Here is a 14,663-nt window from a genome sequence, read left to right on the forward strand (position 1 = left end):
AAGACCTCGTCGGCCTTGGTCTCGTTGATGCCTTTGCCTGCGGCACCTTTGCGGAAGATCGCCCGATGCTCGGCCATCTCCTCGGCCTTTTTCTTGCCCATCGCGCGGCGCAGCATGTCCGCGCCGCCCAAGCTGTAGCCGCCCAGCACCTGCGCGGTCTGCATCACCTGTTCTTGGTAGACCATGATCCCGTAGGTCTCGGCCAGCACGCCTTCGACCAGCGGATGCGGGTACTCGACCACTTCGCGGCCGTGCTTGCGGGCCACGAAGCTTGGGATCAGGTCCATCGGGCCGGGGCGGTAGAGCGCGTTCAGGGCGATCAGGTCTTCGAGCCGGCTGGGTTTGGCGTCTTTGAGCATGCGCTGCATGCCGCCGGATTCAAACTGAAAGACCGACTCGGTGAGGCCATCGGAGAACAACTTGTAGACCCGGGCGTCATCGAGCGGGATGGTCTCGAAGGCAAAGTTTTTCTGCTCAGCGTGGCGGCTGACGATGAAGTCTTTGGCCAGCTCCAAGATGGTGAGGGTCGCCAGCCCCAAGAAGTCGAACTTCACCAAGCCGATGGCTTCGACGTCGTCTTTGTCGAACTGGCTCACCGCCGAGTCGCTGCCGGGCTGCTGGTAGAGCGGGCAGAAGTCGGTGATCTTGCCCGGCGCAATCAGCACGCCGCCGGCGTGCATGCCGATGTTGCGCACCATGCCTTCGACCCGCATCGCCAAGCTCAGCAACTCAGCCACTTCTTCTTCGTTCTTCTCGCGCTCTTCCAACTCAGGCGCTTCTTTGCGGGCGTAGATCAGACCGCTTTCGGGCTCGTCGGGCACGCGCGCCAAGGTCACCGATTTGCCCGGCGGGGCTGGGATGAGCTTGGCGATCGAATCCACATGGCCGTAACCCATGCCCAGCACGCGGCCGATGTCGCGCAGCGCCGCCTTGGCCGCCATGGTGCCGAAGGTGGCGATCTGGCTCACGGCTGCGCGGCCATAGCGGTCCTTGACGTAGTCGATCACCCGGTCGCGGTTGCCTTGGCAGAAGTCGATGTCGAAGTCAGGCATCGAAACCCGTTCCGGGTTCAAGAAGCGCTCGAACAGCAAGTTGTAGTGCAGCGGATCGAGATCGGTGATCGAGAGCACGTAGGCCACCAGCGAGCCTGCGCCTGAGCCCCGGCCCGGACCGACCGGGCAGCCGTTGGCTTTGGCCCAGCGGATGAAGTCGGACACGATCAGGAAATAACCCGGAAAGCCCATCTTCAAGATCGTGCCGATCTCGAATTCCAACCGCTCGGCGTAGCGTGGGCGTTCCTTGTCACGGCGGACAGGATCAGGGTAGAGCAAGGCCAAGCGCTGCTCCAAGCCTTCGACCGAGAGCTGACGGAAGTAATCCGCCATCGGCATGAAGGAGCCGTCGCTGAGTTGCGGGGTGGGGAAGTTGGGTAGCTGCGGCTTGCCCAGCACCAAGTTGAGGTGGCAGCGCTGAGCGATGGTGAGTGTGTTGGCCAAGGCCGAGGGCAGATCAGCAAACAGCTCGGCCATCTCGGCTTGGCTTTTGAAATGCTGCTCACGGCTGAAGCGTTTGATGCGCTTGGGGTTGGCGATGGTCTCGCCCTCAGCGATGCAGACCCGCGCTTCGTGGGCGTCAAAATCATCCGGGCTCAGAAACTGGGCTGGATGGGTGGCGACAACCGGCAGGCCCAGCTCGGCGGCCAACGGCACGGCAGCGCGGACATAGGCCTCCTGCCCCGGAAGACCGGCGCGTTGTAGCTCGATGTAGAAGCGCTGCGGGAAAAGAGCCGCCAGCCGCTGGGCCAGCTCGGTGGCCCGCACGTTGTCTTGCACCCCAAGAGCTTGCGCGATGGCACCCATCTGCGCCCCTGAGAGCGCGATCAGCCCGCCACTGAGCTCTTCCAGCCACGACCACTTGACCCAGGCTTGGTTGCCGCGCTGCACGTTCTGGATCCAAGCCCGTGAGATCAGCTCGCACAGATTCAGGTAGCCCTGACGATCTTGGACCAAGAGCAGCAGGCGGCTGGCTTGGCGCGGATCAGCGCTGGCCGGGTCGGGTTCCAGCCAGAGGTCGGCCCCCAAGATGGGCTGCACGCCCGATTTGCGGGCGCTGCTATAGAACTTGATGGCACCGAAGAGATTGCTGAGGTCCGAGATGGCCAAGGCCGGCTGGTCATCGCTGGCAGCAGTCTTGACCATCTCGTCGATGCGCAAGGTGCCATCGACGACGGAAAACTCGGTGTGGGTACGCAGGTGAACGAAAACGGGGGCGTGGGTGGGGCGGGTCATGCGCCCATTTTGTCAGGGCACGGGCCCGGCGACACAAAGCGTGTTGACGCACAGGGCGTTGGGCAGGGGGTAGATCACCGCTGGACAAGCGATACCAGGGTGTTCCTGCGTCCAGAGGCGTTGCTTGAGTTGGGTCAGATCAAAGGCCGCATTGCCGATCACCACGGCATCGGTCGTGCGCAACGAGTAAGGGATGGAGGCGGGCACCGAGCAGCCCGTTTGGGGGTCGATGGCGAGCATGCGGCACTCGGCATGACTGTTGCAAGGAGCGGCGATCGCCAAGGTGCGAACTTGTTGTTCTTGCTGGACGATCTGCGCACGCAATACATCCAGCTCAGAAAGCACCAGCTTGGCGACGGGCGCGGGGTCACCGCCGCTGGCACCGCCACAGGCGCTAAGAAGCCATAACAATAGAAGGGTTAAACGCCTCGGCGCGGCTGATTTCATGGAAAAGCCACTGTAACGAGGTGAACTCTGATTCCTTTCGGTGTGAGGGATGTAACGAAAACCAGCCTCGTGCGGAATCGCACAGTTCTGCGCAATCCACCGCTGACTTGGCCTGCTTTTGCCGGACCAAAACCCACCGCAGTGTGCTTTTAGCCACAGTTCGTGCCGGGTGTTTGACCTTGCATTGACAATGGGTGTTCTGAATGTCTGCGACGATTCGCGTTTTTTGTTACAGAGGTCACGCCCGTGTCACCAGCCCTTTCCAAGCCGCCTAGCCTGACCGCTCGCCATCTGGCCTTGACCCCGGAAGCGCTTGAGATGGTCGATGCCATCGCCCGTACCGGCAGTTTTGCGGCGGCGGCTCGTGAGCTGGGCAAGGTGCCGTCCGCCCTGACTTACAACGTCAAACAGCTCGAACTGGCCCTTGATGCGTTGCTCTTTGATCGACGGGGTCAGGCCCAGTTGACGGACGCGGGGCATGAATTGCTGCGCGAAGGGCGGCGGCTTTTGCAGCAGATGCACACCGTGGCGCACCGCGTGCAGCGTGTCGCCACCGGCTGGGAGCCCGAGTTGTCGATTGCGCTCGACGGCATCGTGGCACCGACCGCGTTGTTCGATTTGATGGAAAGTTTCTATGCGCTCGAAGATGCAGCCCCACCGACGCGGCTCAAGCTGCGCAACGAAGTGCTCAACGGCACGTGGGAAGCCCTGTTGAGCGGGGCGGTGGACTTGGCCATCGGGGTGCAGCCGCCGGTGGCGGCGGTCGAAGACATTCAGACGGCGGTGCTGGGGTCGGTCAAGATGGTGCTGGTGGTGGCCTCGCATCATCCTTTGGCCAAGGTGGCCGGGCCGATCCGCTCAGAAGTGCTGTTAACCCACCGGATCGTGGCGATTGCCGATACCGCGCAGCATCTTGAACCCCACACCTTCGGCATTCAAGCCGGGCAGGACGTGCTCAGCGTGCCCTCGTTAGCGGCCAAGCTGGAAGCGCAGCTGCGAGGCCTCGGTTGCGGCCGGCTGCCCGAGCCGCTGGTGCGCCCTTATCTTGCCTCTGGAAGGCTGGTGCTCGTGCCCACCGAGACGCCGGCGGAGGCGTCTTATCTGCATTACGCTTGGCGACGTAGCGCCATGCATGGTCGGGCTTTGACGTGGTGGTTGCAGCAGCTGGAGCGCCCGCGCACCCGTCAAGCGCTGCTTGATCAACACGCTCAAGGGCTGTTTTGACGCTGAAGGTGAAGGGCTGATGCGCGGTCGTTTTGCACCATCCCCCACCGGCCCTTTGCATGCGGGCTCCATGGTGGCGGCGTTGGCCTCATGGCTCGATGTCCGTGCGGCGAGCGGCCAATGGTTGGTGCGGATCGAGGACGTCGATGGGCCGCGTTGCAAGCCTGGGGTGGATCGCCTCATCTTGGCGCAGCTCGCCGCCTGCGGTTTGATCCCGGACGAGCCGCCGGTCTGGCAAAGCCAGCGGTCTGGCTTGTATCAAGCGGCCCTGGATCGGTTGCGCGCTCAAGGCTTGGCTTACCCGTGTGGGTGTACGCGCAAAAGCATTTTGCTGGCGCTGCAAGCGGCGGGACGTGAGCCTTCCCGGCATGGGGAGTGGGTGTATCCGGGTACTTGTCGGGGTCGTGCTGTGGCCGAGGATAGCCCGGTGGCGTGGCGCTTACGTACCGTCGATGGGGCGGGTCAGGCGGCGAGTGAGGCGGCTGGCGAGGCGATTTGCATCGACTGGCACGACCGGCGCTTGGGTGCTCGTCAACAAAACCTCAGCCGCGAGGTGGGCGACTTTGTGCTGAAGCGCTCCGATGGCCTTTGGGCCTATCAGCTGGCGGTGGTGGTCGATGACGCCGCCCAAGGCATCACCGACGTGGTACGGGGCCAAGACTTGGTCGATAACACCCCAAGGCAGATCTGGTTGCAACGTTGTCTGGGGTTGCCGACACCGCGCTATGCGCATCTGCCGTTGGTGCTTGGGCTCGATGGCGACAAACTGTCCAAGCAAAACGGGGCGCAGGCGGTGGATACGTCTGCGCCGTTGGTGGTTTTGCAGGCCGCTGCCGCTCATCTCGCCTTGGTCGTTCCGCCCGCAGCCACGGTGGGGACATGGTTGGCTCAGGCCGTGAACGTCTGGCGCGATGGCATGATGCGCGACCTTTTTTGATTCTTGTGAGGTAACTCGAATGACGATGACGACCACGCCTTCTGGCTTGCAATACGAAGACACCGTGACCGGCAGCGGTGCGGTGGCCAAAGCGGGCCGTCCCGTGTCGGTGCATTACACCGGCTGGTTGTACGACCCCACCCAAACCAACCATCGGGGCCGCAAGTTCGACTCCAGCAAGGACCGGGGCCAAGCCTTTGTCTTCAATCTGGGCGCGCGCATGGTGATCGCTGGCTGGGATGAAGGCGTGCAAGGCATGCAAGAAGGCGGCACCCGCGTGTTGCTGATCCCGCCTCAGCTCGGTTACGGCGCACGCGGCGCCGGTGGCGTGATTCCGCCCAACGCCACCTTGGTGTTTGAAGTGGATCTGCTCAACGCTTGATCCGCTGATTGGATCAAGCGACCCAGGCCAGCAGCGGCAAATCCAGCCGTTGCGCCGTCTGGTTGAGGGTGGCGGCGTCGCACGCCGCGCACCATTCAGCGGCGCTGGTGATGGTGTTGTTGGCGGCTGTGTTGGCTTGGACGGCTTCGGCCAAGGCCGCTTGAAAATGCGGCTCCAGCGCGGCCAACGCCACCCAGCCATCACGGCAGCGCAGTACTTGGTAGCCGGGGTGCCCACCGCCCAGCACCGCGCCCGGTGTGGTCAGTCCCCACGTTTGGGGCAGCCCCAAATAGCGCGCCGCTTCGGCCAGTGCCACACGCCGATGACCGCCTCGGCGGATCACCAGCTCCAGCGCAGCTTGCACCGCCAGCAAGGCCCCGCCCATGTCGGCCAGCAAGGTGGTGGGGAGCTGGTCCCGAATCAAGCCCGCTTGCGCCTGATAGGTCAGATCGTGCCCAGCCTCGTTGTCGTGGGGCGCATGGTCGCCGACGATCTCGACCCAGCCGAGGCCGGGAAAGTCACGCTTAAGACGTTCCGCGTGGATGTTCAGCCGGCTTAACGCGGCCGGACGGCTGGAGGTGATGAGCACATCGGCGTTCGCCAAGGCCGCATGCAGGCGCGTTTGACCCGCAGCACTTTTCAGATCGACCGTTTCGGTGCGGATATCTTCGTGCAGCCAGGCAAAAAAGCCCGCGCCGTAGCCCCGCATCGGGTCGCCGCTGGGCGGCTCCAGCTTCAGGCACGTCGCGCCCAGTTCGCGCAGCCGGCGCAAGGCGGCAGGTCCGGGCAGGTTCAGCGCCAGCGAGACGACGCGCAGCCCCGCCAGCAGGGGGGAAGTATCAGCATCAGCACTCATAGTCCATCCTGGAAGAAAAAACGCCCAAGTCGGTTGAATGACTTGGGCGTTTTGACTTGGCGGAAAGGGAGGGATTCGAACCCTCGATACGGTGTAACCGTATACCGGATTTCGAGTCCGGCGCATTCGACCACTCTGCCACCTTTCCTGATTCGGGCGTGGTCTCGCGATAAGCGAAGTCGCGCATTGTAGCCTCAATTTTGCGGCTGGCAAGCCCGCATGGGGCGGGCCGTGATGGCCAACAGCAGAATCGGCCATTCAAGCCAAGCATGCAGACCTGAAGCCACTGCGTAGAGCCCTCGGGTGCTACGGTAGTCGATCATGAAACCGATCACCAGCGCGGCGCTCAGTAGCAGCGCGAGTTGGCGCAAGCGTGGGTTGAGCAGCGGTGCATCCCTCCGCAGCCGCCCTGTGGCAGGCAAGAGATGGATCACGCTCAGGTAGTGCAGGCACTGCGCCAGCACCAGCGCACTGAGTAGCGTGTGACGCCGCCCGCTGTCGTCACCCCAGCCGGGGGTGAGTTGACCGTCAAGCAAGCCGGGGTTCGGCAGCGGCAGGGCCAGCCCGTGCAGCCCCTGATTCAGGGCGTCGCCCAGCGTGGCTTGGAGATCAAACAACTCAAACGGCAGCGGCAGGGCGGCGATCAGCAGCGGCAGGGCAAACAAGATGCTGATGAGCCATGCGGTGGGGCGTTGGTCCGGTTGGTCGCGGGCCAAGTCCCACGCCAAGGCGAGCGGGCTGAAGTTATGCAGCATGGCCAAGCTCAGCAGCACGATCAGGAGATGGTCGCTGGCGAGGGCCCATCCCATGGCGATGGCCAAGAGCATGCCCGCCAAGCGTGTGGGCCGGCTACTGCGTGGCCCCAGCAGCACCGCTGCGCCGAGCAGGCCAAGGCTGGCCAAGTCGATCACGGGCCCGGCTCGGGGGTCGAGCACGTCCAGCCAAATCGCCAGCCGCGTGCCGGCTTGCCACAGCAGCACGCCGCCTACCGCCCACCACCAGCTGCGGGGTTGATGTCCGGCGTAGCGCTGCCGCAGCCAAGCCAGTTCCCACAGCACATGCGGCAGCCCAAAAAGGGCCAGCGCGAGGATGTAGAGTGGCAGCGGCAGCAGCAGCGCCGTGATGACCAGCAGCCCGAGTCCCATCCCGAGCCCGAACCCACGGTGCTTCATGATCCGACCCAGAAAGACAGCCCATTGGCGGCCAAGGACCAAGCCAAGGCGCGCCACGCGCCAAGACGCAGCCAAAGGGCGTACCACAGCGCCTCAAGCACCACGACCCCGGCTTCGATCAGCAGCACGCCCGGCCTCACTTCCCACGGGGCCAGCGTGCCAGCGAGCCACCAAGCCATGGGGTGGGTGAGGAGCGAGGCGCTGGTGGCGACCGTGGCGATCACGCCGAGGCGTCGCCAAGGGGCCGGGGCGGCCAAACACAGGATCAGCGGCACCTCGCAGAGCAAGGTCAGCAGCAGGGCTTGCGTCTGAGGGAGGCTCAAGGTGCCGACTCGGTCCTTGTCTTGGGACGCACGCGCTCCCACCAACTCGTGGGGGTGAAGCGCTGCTGAACGGGCTGGATGGGTTCACAACGCAGCACCTTGCGCGATGCTTTGCTGCGCCCCCGGAAGTAGAAATGCCGATCCTCGGTGACGACCTGACAGGTGCCGCTGTCGCGCAGGGTTTGGCCCAGATGCACGAAGGACACTTCGCAGCGCTCGCCCACAAAGTGGCTCCGGCAGAACCGATCAACAGGCATGTGGGCCGATTGGGCCGATTGGGTCGATTTGGCAGAGTCGCAGTCGATGCCGTCCACGGGCGAGGGGCCGTCGTGGCAGAGATAGTCGGGGGCTTGATAACCGCCCTTGGGCAGATCACGCTCAACGACGGCTTCGTCATGCAAGACACAGCTGAGATCGATGCTGTACAAGCTTGGATCAATCTGGATCCGACACGTTCCAGGGCCTCCCCCCGAAAAAACGCTGCCCGGTCGGGTGCATAGGGCATTGACGCGCTTGTTCGTGCAGAACTGATCGGCGCGGTCATAGCGCTCGGGATGAGCTGCTAGACGTTGTCCGGCGTCATACATCTCCATCGGCAGCACATCCGCCCAAGTCGGTGCGCTGAGCGCCAAGAGCAGGCATGCCAGCGCTCGGTTTCGTGATGGTTGGTGTCGTTGAGTCATGGCTGTGCGGGGCATGTGACCTTGGGCAACCAGTGGTAAGTGGCCCTTATGCCCTTGCCGGTGTGTTTGCTGCGCTTCAAGACCACCGTGGTGGACTTGACCTCGTCGGTGCCCAAGCAGGTGTGTGTGGCCTGTAGCTCACCGCTGGGCAGCCAGTGAGGGTCTTCGAGTTCGGCGATCAGCTCGGCGTCCTCACCGTCATCCCCTTCGGCCGTGAGGCCGGTACGGCCCTCCCAGAGGGTTTTGCCCTCAAAGTTCGACATCACCCAGACCTCGCCTTCGATGCTGTCGTGCTGGCGCACGGCCAGAAAGCGACTGAGGTCGGGCGAGAGGATGACGGTGTAGCCGGCATCAATGATCTGGCCGTTGAGGTCGTTGATCAGCAAGCCGGTGAAGCTCTCGCCCGTGTCCTTGCGGATCAGGTGCAGGTGCGCGGCAGGGTTGTAGCCGCAATAAACGTAGTGTTCTTCCGCGAAACCCGTTTCCACGACGGGGACACGGTCCTCGAAGCGCTGGCTGCCCCCTTGCCACTGCACCCGCAAGGTTCCAACCCCGAGTCGTTCGGCGCGCACCTGCCCCTGCTGGGCCTGCGCCCCCATGACCGTGATCTCGTCATGATCACAGTCCATGGTGATGCCCGCTCCCATCGCCGCAGGCAACCCGGCCAAGCCCAACAAACCAGCCGCAATGAGTCGGACGAGAAAGCGATGATGAAAGAAAGGGTGCTGCATGGTGCGCCTTGAAGACGGCTGTGGATGGCGTGATTTACGACGGGTCTTGCATCAGTTGCATGACGGCGTCGGCGGCGGCGCGGCTGAGTTGGTCGCGGACTTCGGGGTTGTCGAGGTCGGTGGCCGCGTCGGCTTCGATGTCACCGCCCAGCAAGGCGATGGGCAGCAGGGCTGGGCCGAGGGTGGGGTGGTCGAAAAAGGGTGCCCAAGCGTCCGGGGCGAGGTCGGTGGCTTGGAGGAAGCCGGTACACCAGTCGCCGGCATCGGCCCATTCGCGCTCACCGTCGTCGGCCACGCTGAAGATGGGTTCCCACGCTTCGGAGGCATCGCGCAGTTGGCAGGCGATGGCTTGCAGATGACGCAGGATCAGCACCGTCGTGCGCTTGCGCTTTTGGTTGCTGGGAAAGGGCGCGCCGTTGTCGCCGTCACCGCCCCAGACCAGCGGCAACCACTCAGCGGTCGGCAAGCTGCCGAGCACCTCAGCCGGGCCGACCAGCAAGGCCGTCAAATAGCCATCGATGGCGTCGATAGGCATCGTCGCTTCGCTGGGTAGGCTTTGCAGCAAGGTGTCTAGCCCTCGCAACTCTTCTTCGGAAAGCGGATCGTTGGGTGAATCGGGGTTGAAGCGGGGATAGTCCATGGGGGCAGGTTCTCAGGCGGAAAAGGGCAAAGGGCAAAGGGTTAGGCGGTGAGTCGCTCAGCGCCACCCAAGTAGGGGCGCAGGGCTTGGGGCACGGTGATGCTGCCGTCGGCGTTTTGATGGTTCTCCAGCACAGCCACCAAGGCTCGGCCCACGGCCAAGCCGGAGCCGTTCAGGGTGTGGACGAACTCGTTCTTGCCTTGGGCGTTCTTGAAGCGGGTTTGCATCCGGCGGGCTTGGAAGGCGTCGCAGTTCGAGCAAGAACTGATTTCGCGGTAGGTGTTCTGCGCGGGCAGCCAGACTTCCAGGTCATAGGTCTGGGTGGCCCCAAAGCCCATGTCGCCGCTGCACAGCAGCACCACGCGGTAGGGCAGTTCCAGCTTTTGCAGGATCGCTTCGGCGTGGCCGACCATCGCTTCTAGGGTGGCGCTGCTTTCATCCGGGTGGACGATTTGCACCATCTCGACTTTGTCGAACTGATGCTGGCGGATCATGCCGCGCGTGTCGCGCCCGGCCGAGCCAGCTTCCGAGCGGAAGCACGGGCTGTGGGCGGTGAGCTTGATCGGCAGTTGATCCATGCCCAGCACTTGCTCGCGCACGCTGTTGGTCAGCGAAATCTCTGACGTCGAGATCAGGTACTGCTCGGGTTGGTCTTCGTCGCCGCCGCGCAGCACCCAGAACATGTCGTCCTTGAACTTGGGCAGCTGGCCGGTGCCTTCAAGCACGTTGCGGTTGACGATGTAGGGCGTATAGCACTCGGTGTAGCCGTGCTCGCTGGTTTGCACGTCCAGCATGAACTGGGCCAGCGCACGGTGCAAGCGGGCGATCGGGCCCTTCATGAAGGTGAAGCGCGAGCCCGAGAGCTTGGCCCCCGTCTCGAAGTCGAGGCCCAGCGGCGCGCCCAGATCGACGTGATCCTTGACCGCAAAGTCGTAGCTCTGCGGCGTGCCCCAGCGGCGCACCTCGACGTTGCCGCTCTCATCCGTGCCCACCGGCACGACGTCGGCAGGCAGATTGGGCACATGCATCAGCATCTCGCCCAACTCGGCTTGAATCACCTCCAGCCGCTCGGCGCTGGCTTTAAGGTGATCACCGAGACCGCCCACTTCGGCCATCACGGCGCTGGTGTCTTGGCCCTTGGCCTTGAGTTGGCCGATTTGCTTGGAGAGCTGGTTGCGGCGCGCTTGCAGCTCTTCGGTGCGGGTCTGGAGCAGCTTGCGCTCGGCTTCCAGGCCTTGGAAGCGCTCGATGTCAAGGAAGGGCTGGGGGGACTTGCGCTTTTCCAGACGTTGGACGACGTCATCGAGGTTTTTGCGCAGTTGGTTCAAATCAAGCATGGGTCTCTTTCGGAGGGGTCGGGCTGTCCTTGAGGCCCTTGGGCAACGGGAATTGGATCGTCTCTTCGACGCCCGGTAGGGTGCGCAGACTCACCGCACCCAGCTTCCTGAGCTGAGCGATGACTTGCTGCACCAAAATTTCTGGGGCGGAGGCCCCGGCGGTCAAACCGACGCGTGGCCGGCCTTGGAACCAAGCGGCGTGGAGATCCTCGGCGCGATCCACCATATAAGCCGGCAGGCCTCGGCGCTCAGCGAGTTCGCGCAGGCGGTTGCTGTTCGAGCTGGTCGGGCTGCCCACCACCACCACCACATCGACCTCGGTCGAAAGGACTTTGACGGCGTCTTGGCGGTTTTGGGTGGCGTAGCAGATGTCTTGTTTCTTGGGCTCGCGCAAGGCGGGAAAGCGCGCGCGCAGGGCGTCCATGATCTCGCGGGCGTCGTCCACCGACAGGGTCGTTTGGGTGACCACCGCCAGATGGTGCGGCTGCTTGGGCTGGACCTGAGCCACGTCTTCGACCGACTCGACCAGATGGATGCCTTCGCTCAACTGGCCCATCGTGCCTTCGACTTCGGGGTGGCCTTTGTGGCCGATCATGACGAACTCGTAGCCCTCGCGGTGCAGCTTGGCCACCTCGATATGCACCTTGGTGACCAGCGGACAGGTGGCATCAAACACGCGCAGGCCCAAGGCTTCGGCCTCGCGGCGCACCGCTTGGCTCACGCCATGGGCGCTGAAAACCACGGTGGAGCCGGTGGGTGCTTCGCTCAACTCTTCGATGAAGATGGCCCCTTTGGTGCGCAGATCGTTCACCACGTAGGTGTTATGCACGATCTCGTGGCGCACATAAATGGGCTTGCCAAAGCGCGCCAAGGCTTGTTCGACGATGTCGATGGCGCGGTCCACACCGGCGCAAAAGCCCCGGGGCTGCGCCAGCACGATGTCGGTGAGTCCCACCATCAGAGCACCCCAATCAGTTGGATCTCGAAGCTCAGCGCTTGGCCGGCCAGCGGGTGGTTGAAATCAAACAGCGCCCAGTCCTCTTCGACGGGACCAAGCTCACGCAAGATGCCGGCAAAAGCGCCTTGACCGTCGGGGGTGGGGAACTGCACCACATCGCCCACGCTGTAGACCTCGTTGGGGTCGCCCATTTGGCGCAGCTCCGACATCCGCAGTTTTTGCAGCAACTCGGGGTTGCGCTGGCCAAAGGCTTCACCGGCCTCTAAAGCGAGGGTGGTGCGCCAGCCTTCTTCAAGGCCGATCAAGCGCGCTTCAATCGCGGGTGCCAACTCGCCTTGGCCGAGCGTGAGCGTGGCGGGCTGGTCGTTGAAGGTATTGACGATCTCCGCGCCGTCGGGACCGCTCAAGCGGTAATGCAAGGTCAAAAAAGAATCCGATCGAACCTGGGCCACGGGAACATCCTGTCATCGTTAGACTGGGCGCAATTCTAGGGGGGCGGATCATGAAGGACATCCCTGTTGCGTTGCGGCCGCGCGAGAAGCTGTTGGCGCATGGGCCCCAGAGTCTGGCCGACGCCGAATTGCTGGCCATCATCTTGCGCACGGGTGTCACGGGCGTGGGGGTGCTGCAAATGGCGCAAAACCTGCTCGATCGCTTTGGCCATCTGGGCGGATTGCTCCAAGCCGACGCCAAGGCGCTGGCGCTGGTCAAGGGTTTGGGCGGCTCGGCCAAGCGGGCGGAGTTGCTGGCCGTGCTCGAATTGGCCCGGCGGGCTTTGCAAGCGCAATTGACGCAGAGCCCGGTGTTCGATTCACCTGGGGCGGTGCGCCAATATGTGCAGCTGCACTTGAGCGGTCTGGGGCACGAGGTCTTCGGGGTGTTGTTTCTCGACACCCAGCATCGACTGATCGCCTTTGAAGAGCTGTTTCGCGGCACCTTGAGTCAGACCAGCGTCTATCCGCGCGAGGTGCTCAAACGCTCCCTGAGTTTGAATGCAGCGGCGGTGATCCTGACGCACAACCACCCCTCGGGCGTGGCCGAGCCCTCCAGAGCCGATGAGTTTCTGACCCAGCAACTCAAGACGGTCTTGGCTTTGGTGGATGTGCGGGTGTTGGATCATCTGGTGGTGGGACAAGGCACGGTGGTGTCGTTTGTGGAGCGAGGTTTGTTGTGAGTCGGGTTGTGGGTAAGAAGCATGGTTTGAGTTCCTCGGCGGCTCCCTTGGCGGGGACGTTGGCCGGTACGTTGGCTGATTTGCGCCAACTGCTGCGTGAGCAGCGCAAAGCGCGCGAGGCGCAGGAGCGTGAGCACGCCGCTCGGTTGGCTGCTGAGCGGGCGGCAGCCCGCAACACCGCAGCTCGCGAGCGCGAGGTGTTTCACCAAGCCATCGGCGCGGTGCAGCCCTTGCGGCGTGGCACGGCCCACCGTGTGATCCACGCCCCACCGCCGCCCGCTTGGTCGCCCTTGCCGCACTCCGCCATTCGCAGCTTGGCTGAGCCCCGCTCGATGCAAGAAGCGCTCTCAGACGGCTTCGATCCCGCATGGCGCGGCGATCACACCGCCGCCACCGACACGCCCATCGCCTACGGCCAAGAAGGCGTCGGTACCGATGTGCTGGTCAAACTGCGCCACGGTGTTTGGCGTGCCCAAGGCCAAGTCGATCTGCACGGCCTGAGCCGCGATCAAGCCCGCGAGCTGCTGGTCGCCTTCTTGGCCGAAGCCCACCAACGCCACTGGCGCTGCGTGCGCATCATCCACGGCCAAGGCTGGAGCTCCCCCGGCGGCACCGCCATCCTCAAAGCCCGCGTCCCCAGCTGGCTCGTCCAATCCCCCCACGTCCGCGCCTTCGTCCAAGCCCCCGCTGCCGAAGGCGGCGCGGGCGCGCTGTTGGTGTTGCTGCGGTTGGAGTGAGGTTGTCTGCTGAGTCCTTGTCACTGAAAGAGACAGACTCTTGGTCAATGTTGGATGGTTTGGGCCAAGGTTCTATTTAAGATGGGCCTCGTTTCGAACCGTACACAAGAAGGGAGCCTCTTATGTCCGTCTGTACTCGAACAGCCGCGTTATTTCGCTGTGCTGCTGCGCTTCTTGGATCGATTGCCTTGACGGCCTGTGGTGGCGGTGCTTCTTCTGTCGATGGCAGTCCCCCAGCGGTGGCCGTGGTCACGACAGAAGTGACAGGTGTTCATTCGAATGTGGTGGAGGCCGGGCAGCCGGTCACTTTGGTCGTCGATGGGCGTCAGCTTCTTGGGGCAGAGGGGACGAATGTGCAGGTGGCATGGTCTGGCTGTGCCAGCCTAGCCCCGCTGGGTGGCACGGTCACTTCCCAAAGTTGGCAATGCACGCCGATGGGGGTTGGTACGTTTTCTGGCAGCGTGATTGAGACGGCCTCACACAAAGTGCTGTGGACATTCCAAGTGAACGTGTCAGGGTTGTCTGTGACGGGAATCACGCCCAGTGTGGCTATTGCCGGTCAACCCGTGACGCTGGTGCTTGAGGGGACCCAACTCGTTGGCCCCAGCGGTATGAGCGTGCAAATCGAGTGGTTTGGTTGTCCGAGCCCATCACCTTTGGGCGGGACGGCGACGACCCAAAGTTGGCAATGCATGCCGCTTGTTAGCGGGATATCACCGGGGCGGGTGATTGAGATTGCATCTGGTCGGATCTTGGCGACATTTCAAGTGGATG

General features: G+C 63.5%; 17 protein-coding genes and 1 tRNA gene. 6 read left to right on the top strand and 12 right to left on the bottom strand.

Going from position 1 to position 14,663, the window contains the following annotated elements; genetic code table 11:
* On the bottom strand, nt 1–2,288 hold a 2,288-nt coding region (gene dnaE, locus AC3VI7_RS09520; RefSeq protein WP_489671483.1), incomplete at its 3' end, for a DNA polymerase III subunit alpha.
* A 12-nt stretch (nt 2,289–2,300) separates the two neighbouring features.
* On the bottom strand, nt 2,301–2,699 hold the full coding sequence (locus tag AC3VI7_RS09525) for a hypothetical protein (RefSeq protein WP_489669169.1): 399 nt from the start codon (nt 2,697–2,699) through the stop codon (nt 2,301–2,303).
* 312 nt (nt 2,700–3,011) lie between these two features.
* On the opposite strand from AC3VI7_RS09525, the gene AC3VI7_RS09530 reads away from it, so the two are divergent.
* Genes AC3VI7_RS09530 through AC3VI7_RS09540 form a run of 3 tightly spaced genes read left to right on the top strand, consistent with a single transcriptional unit; the run spans nt 3,012 to nt 5,278 of the window.
* Nucleotides 3,012–3,959 (top strand): LysR family transcriptional regulator, encoded by a 948-nt coding sequence (locus tag AC3VI7_RS09530; protein WP_489669200.1) that lies wholly within the window; start codon nt 3,012–3,014, stop codon nt 3,957–3,959.
* Between the two features lie 19 nt (nt 3,960–3,978).
* Complete coding sequence (gene gluQRS, locus AC3VI7_RS09535; RefSeq protein WP_489669199.1) at nt 3,979–4,896, top strand: tRNA glutamyl-Q(34) synthetase GluQRS; 918 nt, start codon at nt 3,979–3,981, stop codon at nt 4,894–4,896.
* 19 nt (nt 4,897–4,915) lie between these two features.
* Nucleotides 4,916–5,278, top strand: coding sequence for an FKBP-type peptidyl-prolyl cis-trans isomerase (locus tag AC3VI7_RS09540; RefSeq protein ID WP_489669168.1), 363 nt, complete (start codon nt 4,916–4,918; stop codon nt 5,276–5,278).
* Between the two features lie 13 nt (nt 5,279–5,291).
* Here AC3VI7_RS09540 and AC3VI7_RS09545 read toward each other — a convergent pair whose 3' ends face one another.
* The 10 genes from AC3VI7_RS09545 to AC3VI7_RS09590 form a co-directional block, all read right to left on the bottom strand.
* Nucleotides 5,292–6,134, bottom strand: coding sequence for a CoA transferase (locus tag AC3VI7_RS09545; protein ID WP_489669167.1), 843 nt, complete (start codon nt 6,132–6,134; stop codon nt 5,292–5,294).
* Between the two features lie 57 nt (nt 6,135–6,191).
* Nucleotides 6,192–6,282, bottom strand: a tRNA-Ser gene (locus AC3VI7_RS09550).
* A gap of 46 nt (nt 6,283–6,328) precedes the next feature.
* Entirely contained in the window at nt 6,329–7,279 is a 951-nt protein-coding gene (locus AC3VI7_RS09555; RefSeq protein WP_489671267.1) for a hypothetical protein, read from the bottom strand.
* A 23-nt stretch (nt 7,280–7,302) separates the two neighbouring features.
* The gene (locus AC3VI7_RS09560) at nt 7,303–7,629 is read right to left on the bottom strand and encodes a hypothetical protein (protein WP_489669165.1); all 327 of its coding nucleotides are present in this window, start codon (nt 7,627–7,629) and stop codon (nt 7,303–7,305) included.
* Nucleotides 7,626–8,312 (bottom strand): hypothetical protein, encoded by a 687-nt coding sequence (locus tag AC3VI7_RS09565; RefSeq protein WP_489669164.1) that lies wholly within the window; start codon nt 8,310–8,312, stop codon nt 7,626–7,628. Before AC3VI7_RS09565 ends, AC3VI7_RS09560 begins: the two co-directional genes overlap by 4 nt.
* On the bottom strand, nt 8,309–9,043 hold the full coding sequence (locus tag AC3VI7_RS09570) for a hypothetical protein (protein WP_489669163.1): 735 nt from the start codon (nt 9,041–9,043) through the stop codon (nt 8,309–8,311). The genes AC3VI7_RS09565 and AC3VI7_RS09570 overlap by 4 nt, the downstream gene beginning before the upstream one ends.
* 34 nt (nt 9,044–9,077) lie before the next feature.
* Nucleotides 9,078–9,683: a UPF0149 family protein gene (locus AC3VI7_RS09575; RefSeq protein ID WP_489669162.1), complete on the bottom strand. Its 606-nt coding sequence runs from the start codon at nt 9,681–9,683 to the stop codon at nt 9,078–9,080.
* A gap of 41 nt (nt 9,684–9,724) precedes the next feature.
* Nucleotides 9,725–11,020, bottom strand: coding sequence for a serine--tRNA ligase (serS, locus tag AC3VI7_RS09580; protein WP_489669161.1), 1,296 nt, complete (start codon nt 11,018–11,020; stop codon nt 9,725–9,727).
* Nucleotides 11,013–11,978, bottom strand: a complete 966-nt coding sequence (gene ispH, locus AC3VI7_RS09585) for a 4-hydroxy-3-methylbut-2-enyl diphosphate reductase (RefSeq protein ID WP_489669160.1) — start codon at nt 11,976–11,978, stop codon at nt 11,013–11,015. Before ispH ends, serS begins: the two co-directional genes overlap by 8 nt.
* Nucleotides 11,978–12,430, bottom strand: coding sequence for an FKBP-type peptidyl-prolyl cis-trans isomerase (locus AC3VI7_RS09590; protein WP_489669159.1), 453 nt, complete (start codon nt 12,428–12,430; stop codon nt 11,978–11,980). Before AC3VI7_RS09590 ends, ispH begins: the two co-directional genes overlap by 1 nt.
* 50 nt (nt 12,431–12,480) lie before the next feature.
* Here AC3VI7_RS09590 and radC point away from each other — a divergent pair, with 50 nt between their 5' ends.
* From radC to AC3VI7_RS09605, 3 genes are all read left to right on the top strand, one after another.
* Entirely contained in the window at nt 12,481–13,152 is a 672-nt protein-coding gene (radC, locus tag AC3VI7_RS09595) for a RadC family protein (protein WP_489669158.1), read from the top strand.
* A 26-nt stretch (nt 13,153–13,178) separates the two neighbouring features.
* Nucleotides 13,179–13,889, top strand: coding sequence for a Smr/MutS family protein (locus AC3VI7_RS09600; protein ID WP_489669157.1), 711 nt, complete (start codon nt 13,179–13,181; stop codon nt 13,887–13,889).
* Between the two features lie 122 nt (nt 13,890–14,011).
* Nucleotides 14,012–14,663 (top strand): hypothetical protein (locus AC3VI7_RS09605; protein WP_489669156.1); only part of this gene is annotated, 652 nt, incomplete at its 3' end.

The sequence above is a fragment of the Leptothrix toolikensis (SeqCode) genome, from assembly GCF_057922285.1.

Coding starts and splice junctions, on each gene's coding strand:
- gluQRS (WP_489669199.1), top strand. CDS start 3,979: ATGCGCGGTCGTTTTGCACCATCCCCCACCGGCCCTTTGCATGCGGGC.
- AC3VI7_RS09540 (WP_489669168.1), top strand. CDS start 4,916: ATGACGATGACGACCACGCCTTCTGGCTTGCAATACGAAGACACCGTG.
- AC3VI7_RS09545 (WP_489669167.1), bottom strand. CDS start 6,134: ATGAGTGCTGATGCTGATACTTCCCCCCTGCTGGCGGGGCTGCGCGTC.
- AC3VI7_RS09555 (WP_489671267.1), bottom strand. CDS start 7,279: ATGGGACTCGGGCTGCTGGTCATCACGGCGCTGCTGCTGCCGCTGCCA.
- AC3VI7_RS09565 (WP_489669164.1), bottom strand. CDS start 8,312: ATGACTCAACGACACCAACCATCACGAAACCGAGCGCTGGCATGCCTG.
- AC3VI7_RS09570 (WP_489669163.1), bottom strand. CDS start 9,043: ATGCAGCACCCTTTCTTTCATCATCGCTTTCTCGTCCGACTCATTGCG.
- AC3VI7_RS09575 (WP_489669162.1), bottom strand. CDS start 9,683: ATGGACTATCCCCGCTTCAACCCCGATTCACCCAACGATCCGCTTTCC.
- serS (WP_489669161.1), bottom strand. CDS start 11,020: ATGCTTGATTTGAACCAACTGCGCAAAAACCTCGATGACGTCGTCCAA.
- ispH (WP_489669160.1), bottom strand. CDS start 11,978: ATGGTGGGACTCACCGACATCGTGCTGGCGCAGCCCCGGGGCTTTTGC.
- radC (WP_489669158.1), top strand. CDS start 12,481: ATGAAGGACATCCCTGTTGCGTTGCGGCCGCGCGAGAAGCTGTTGGCG.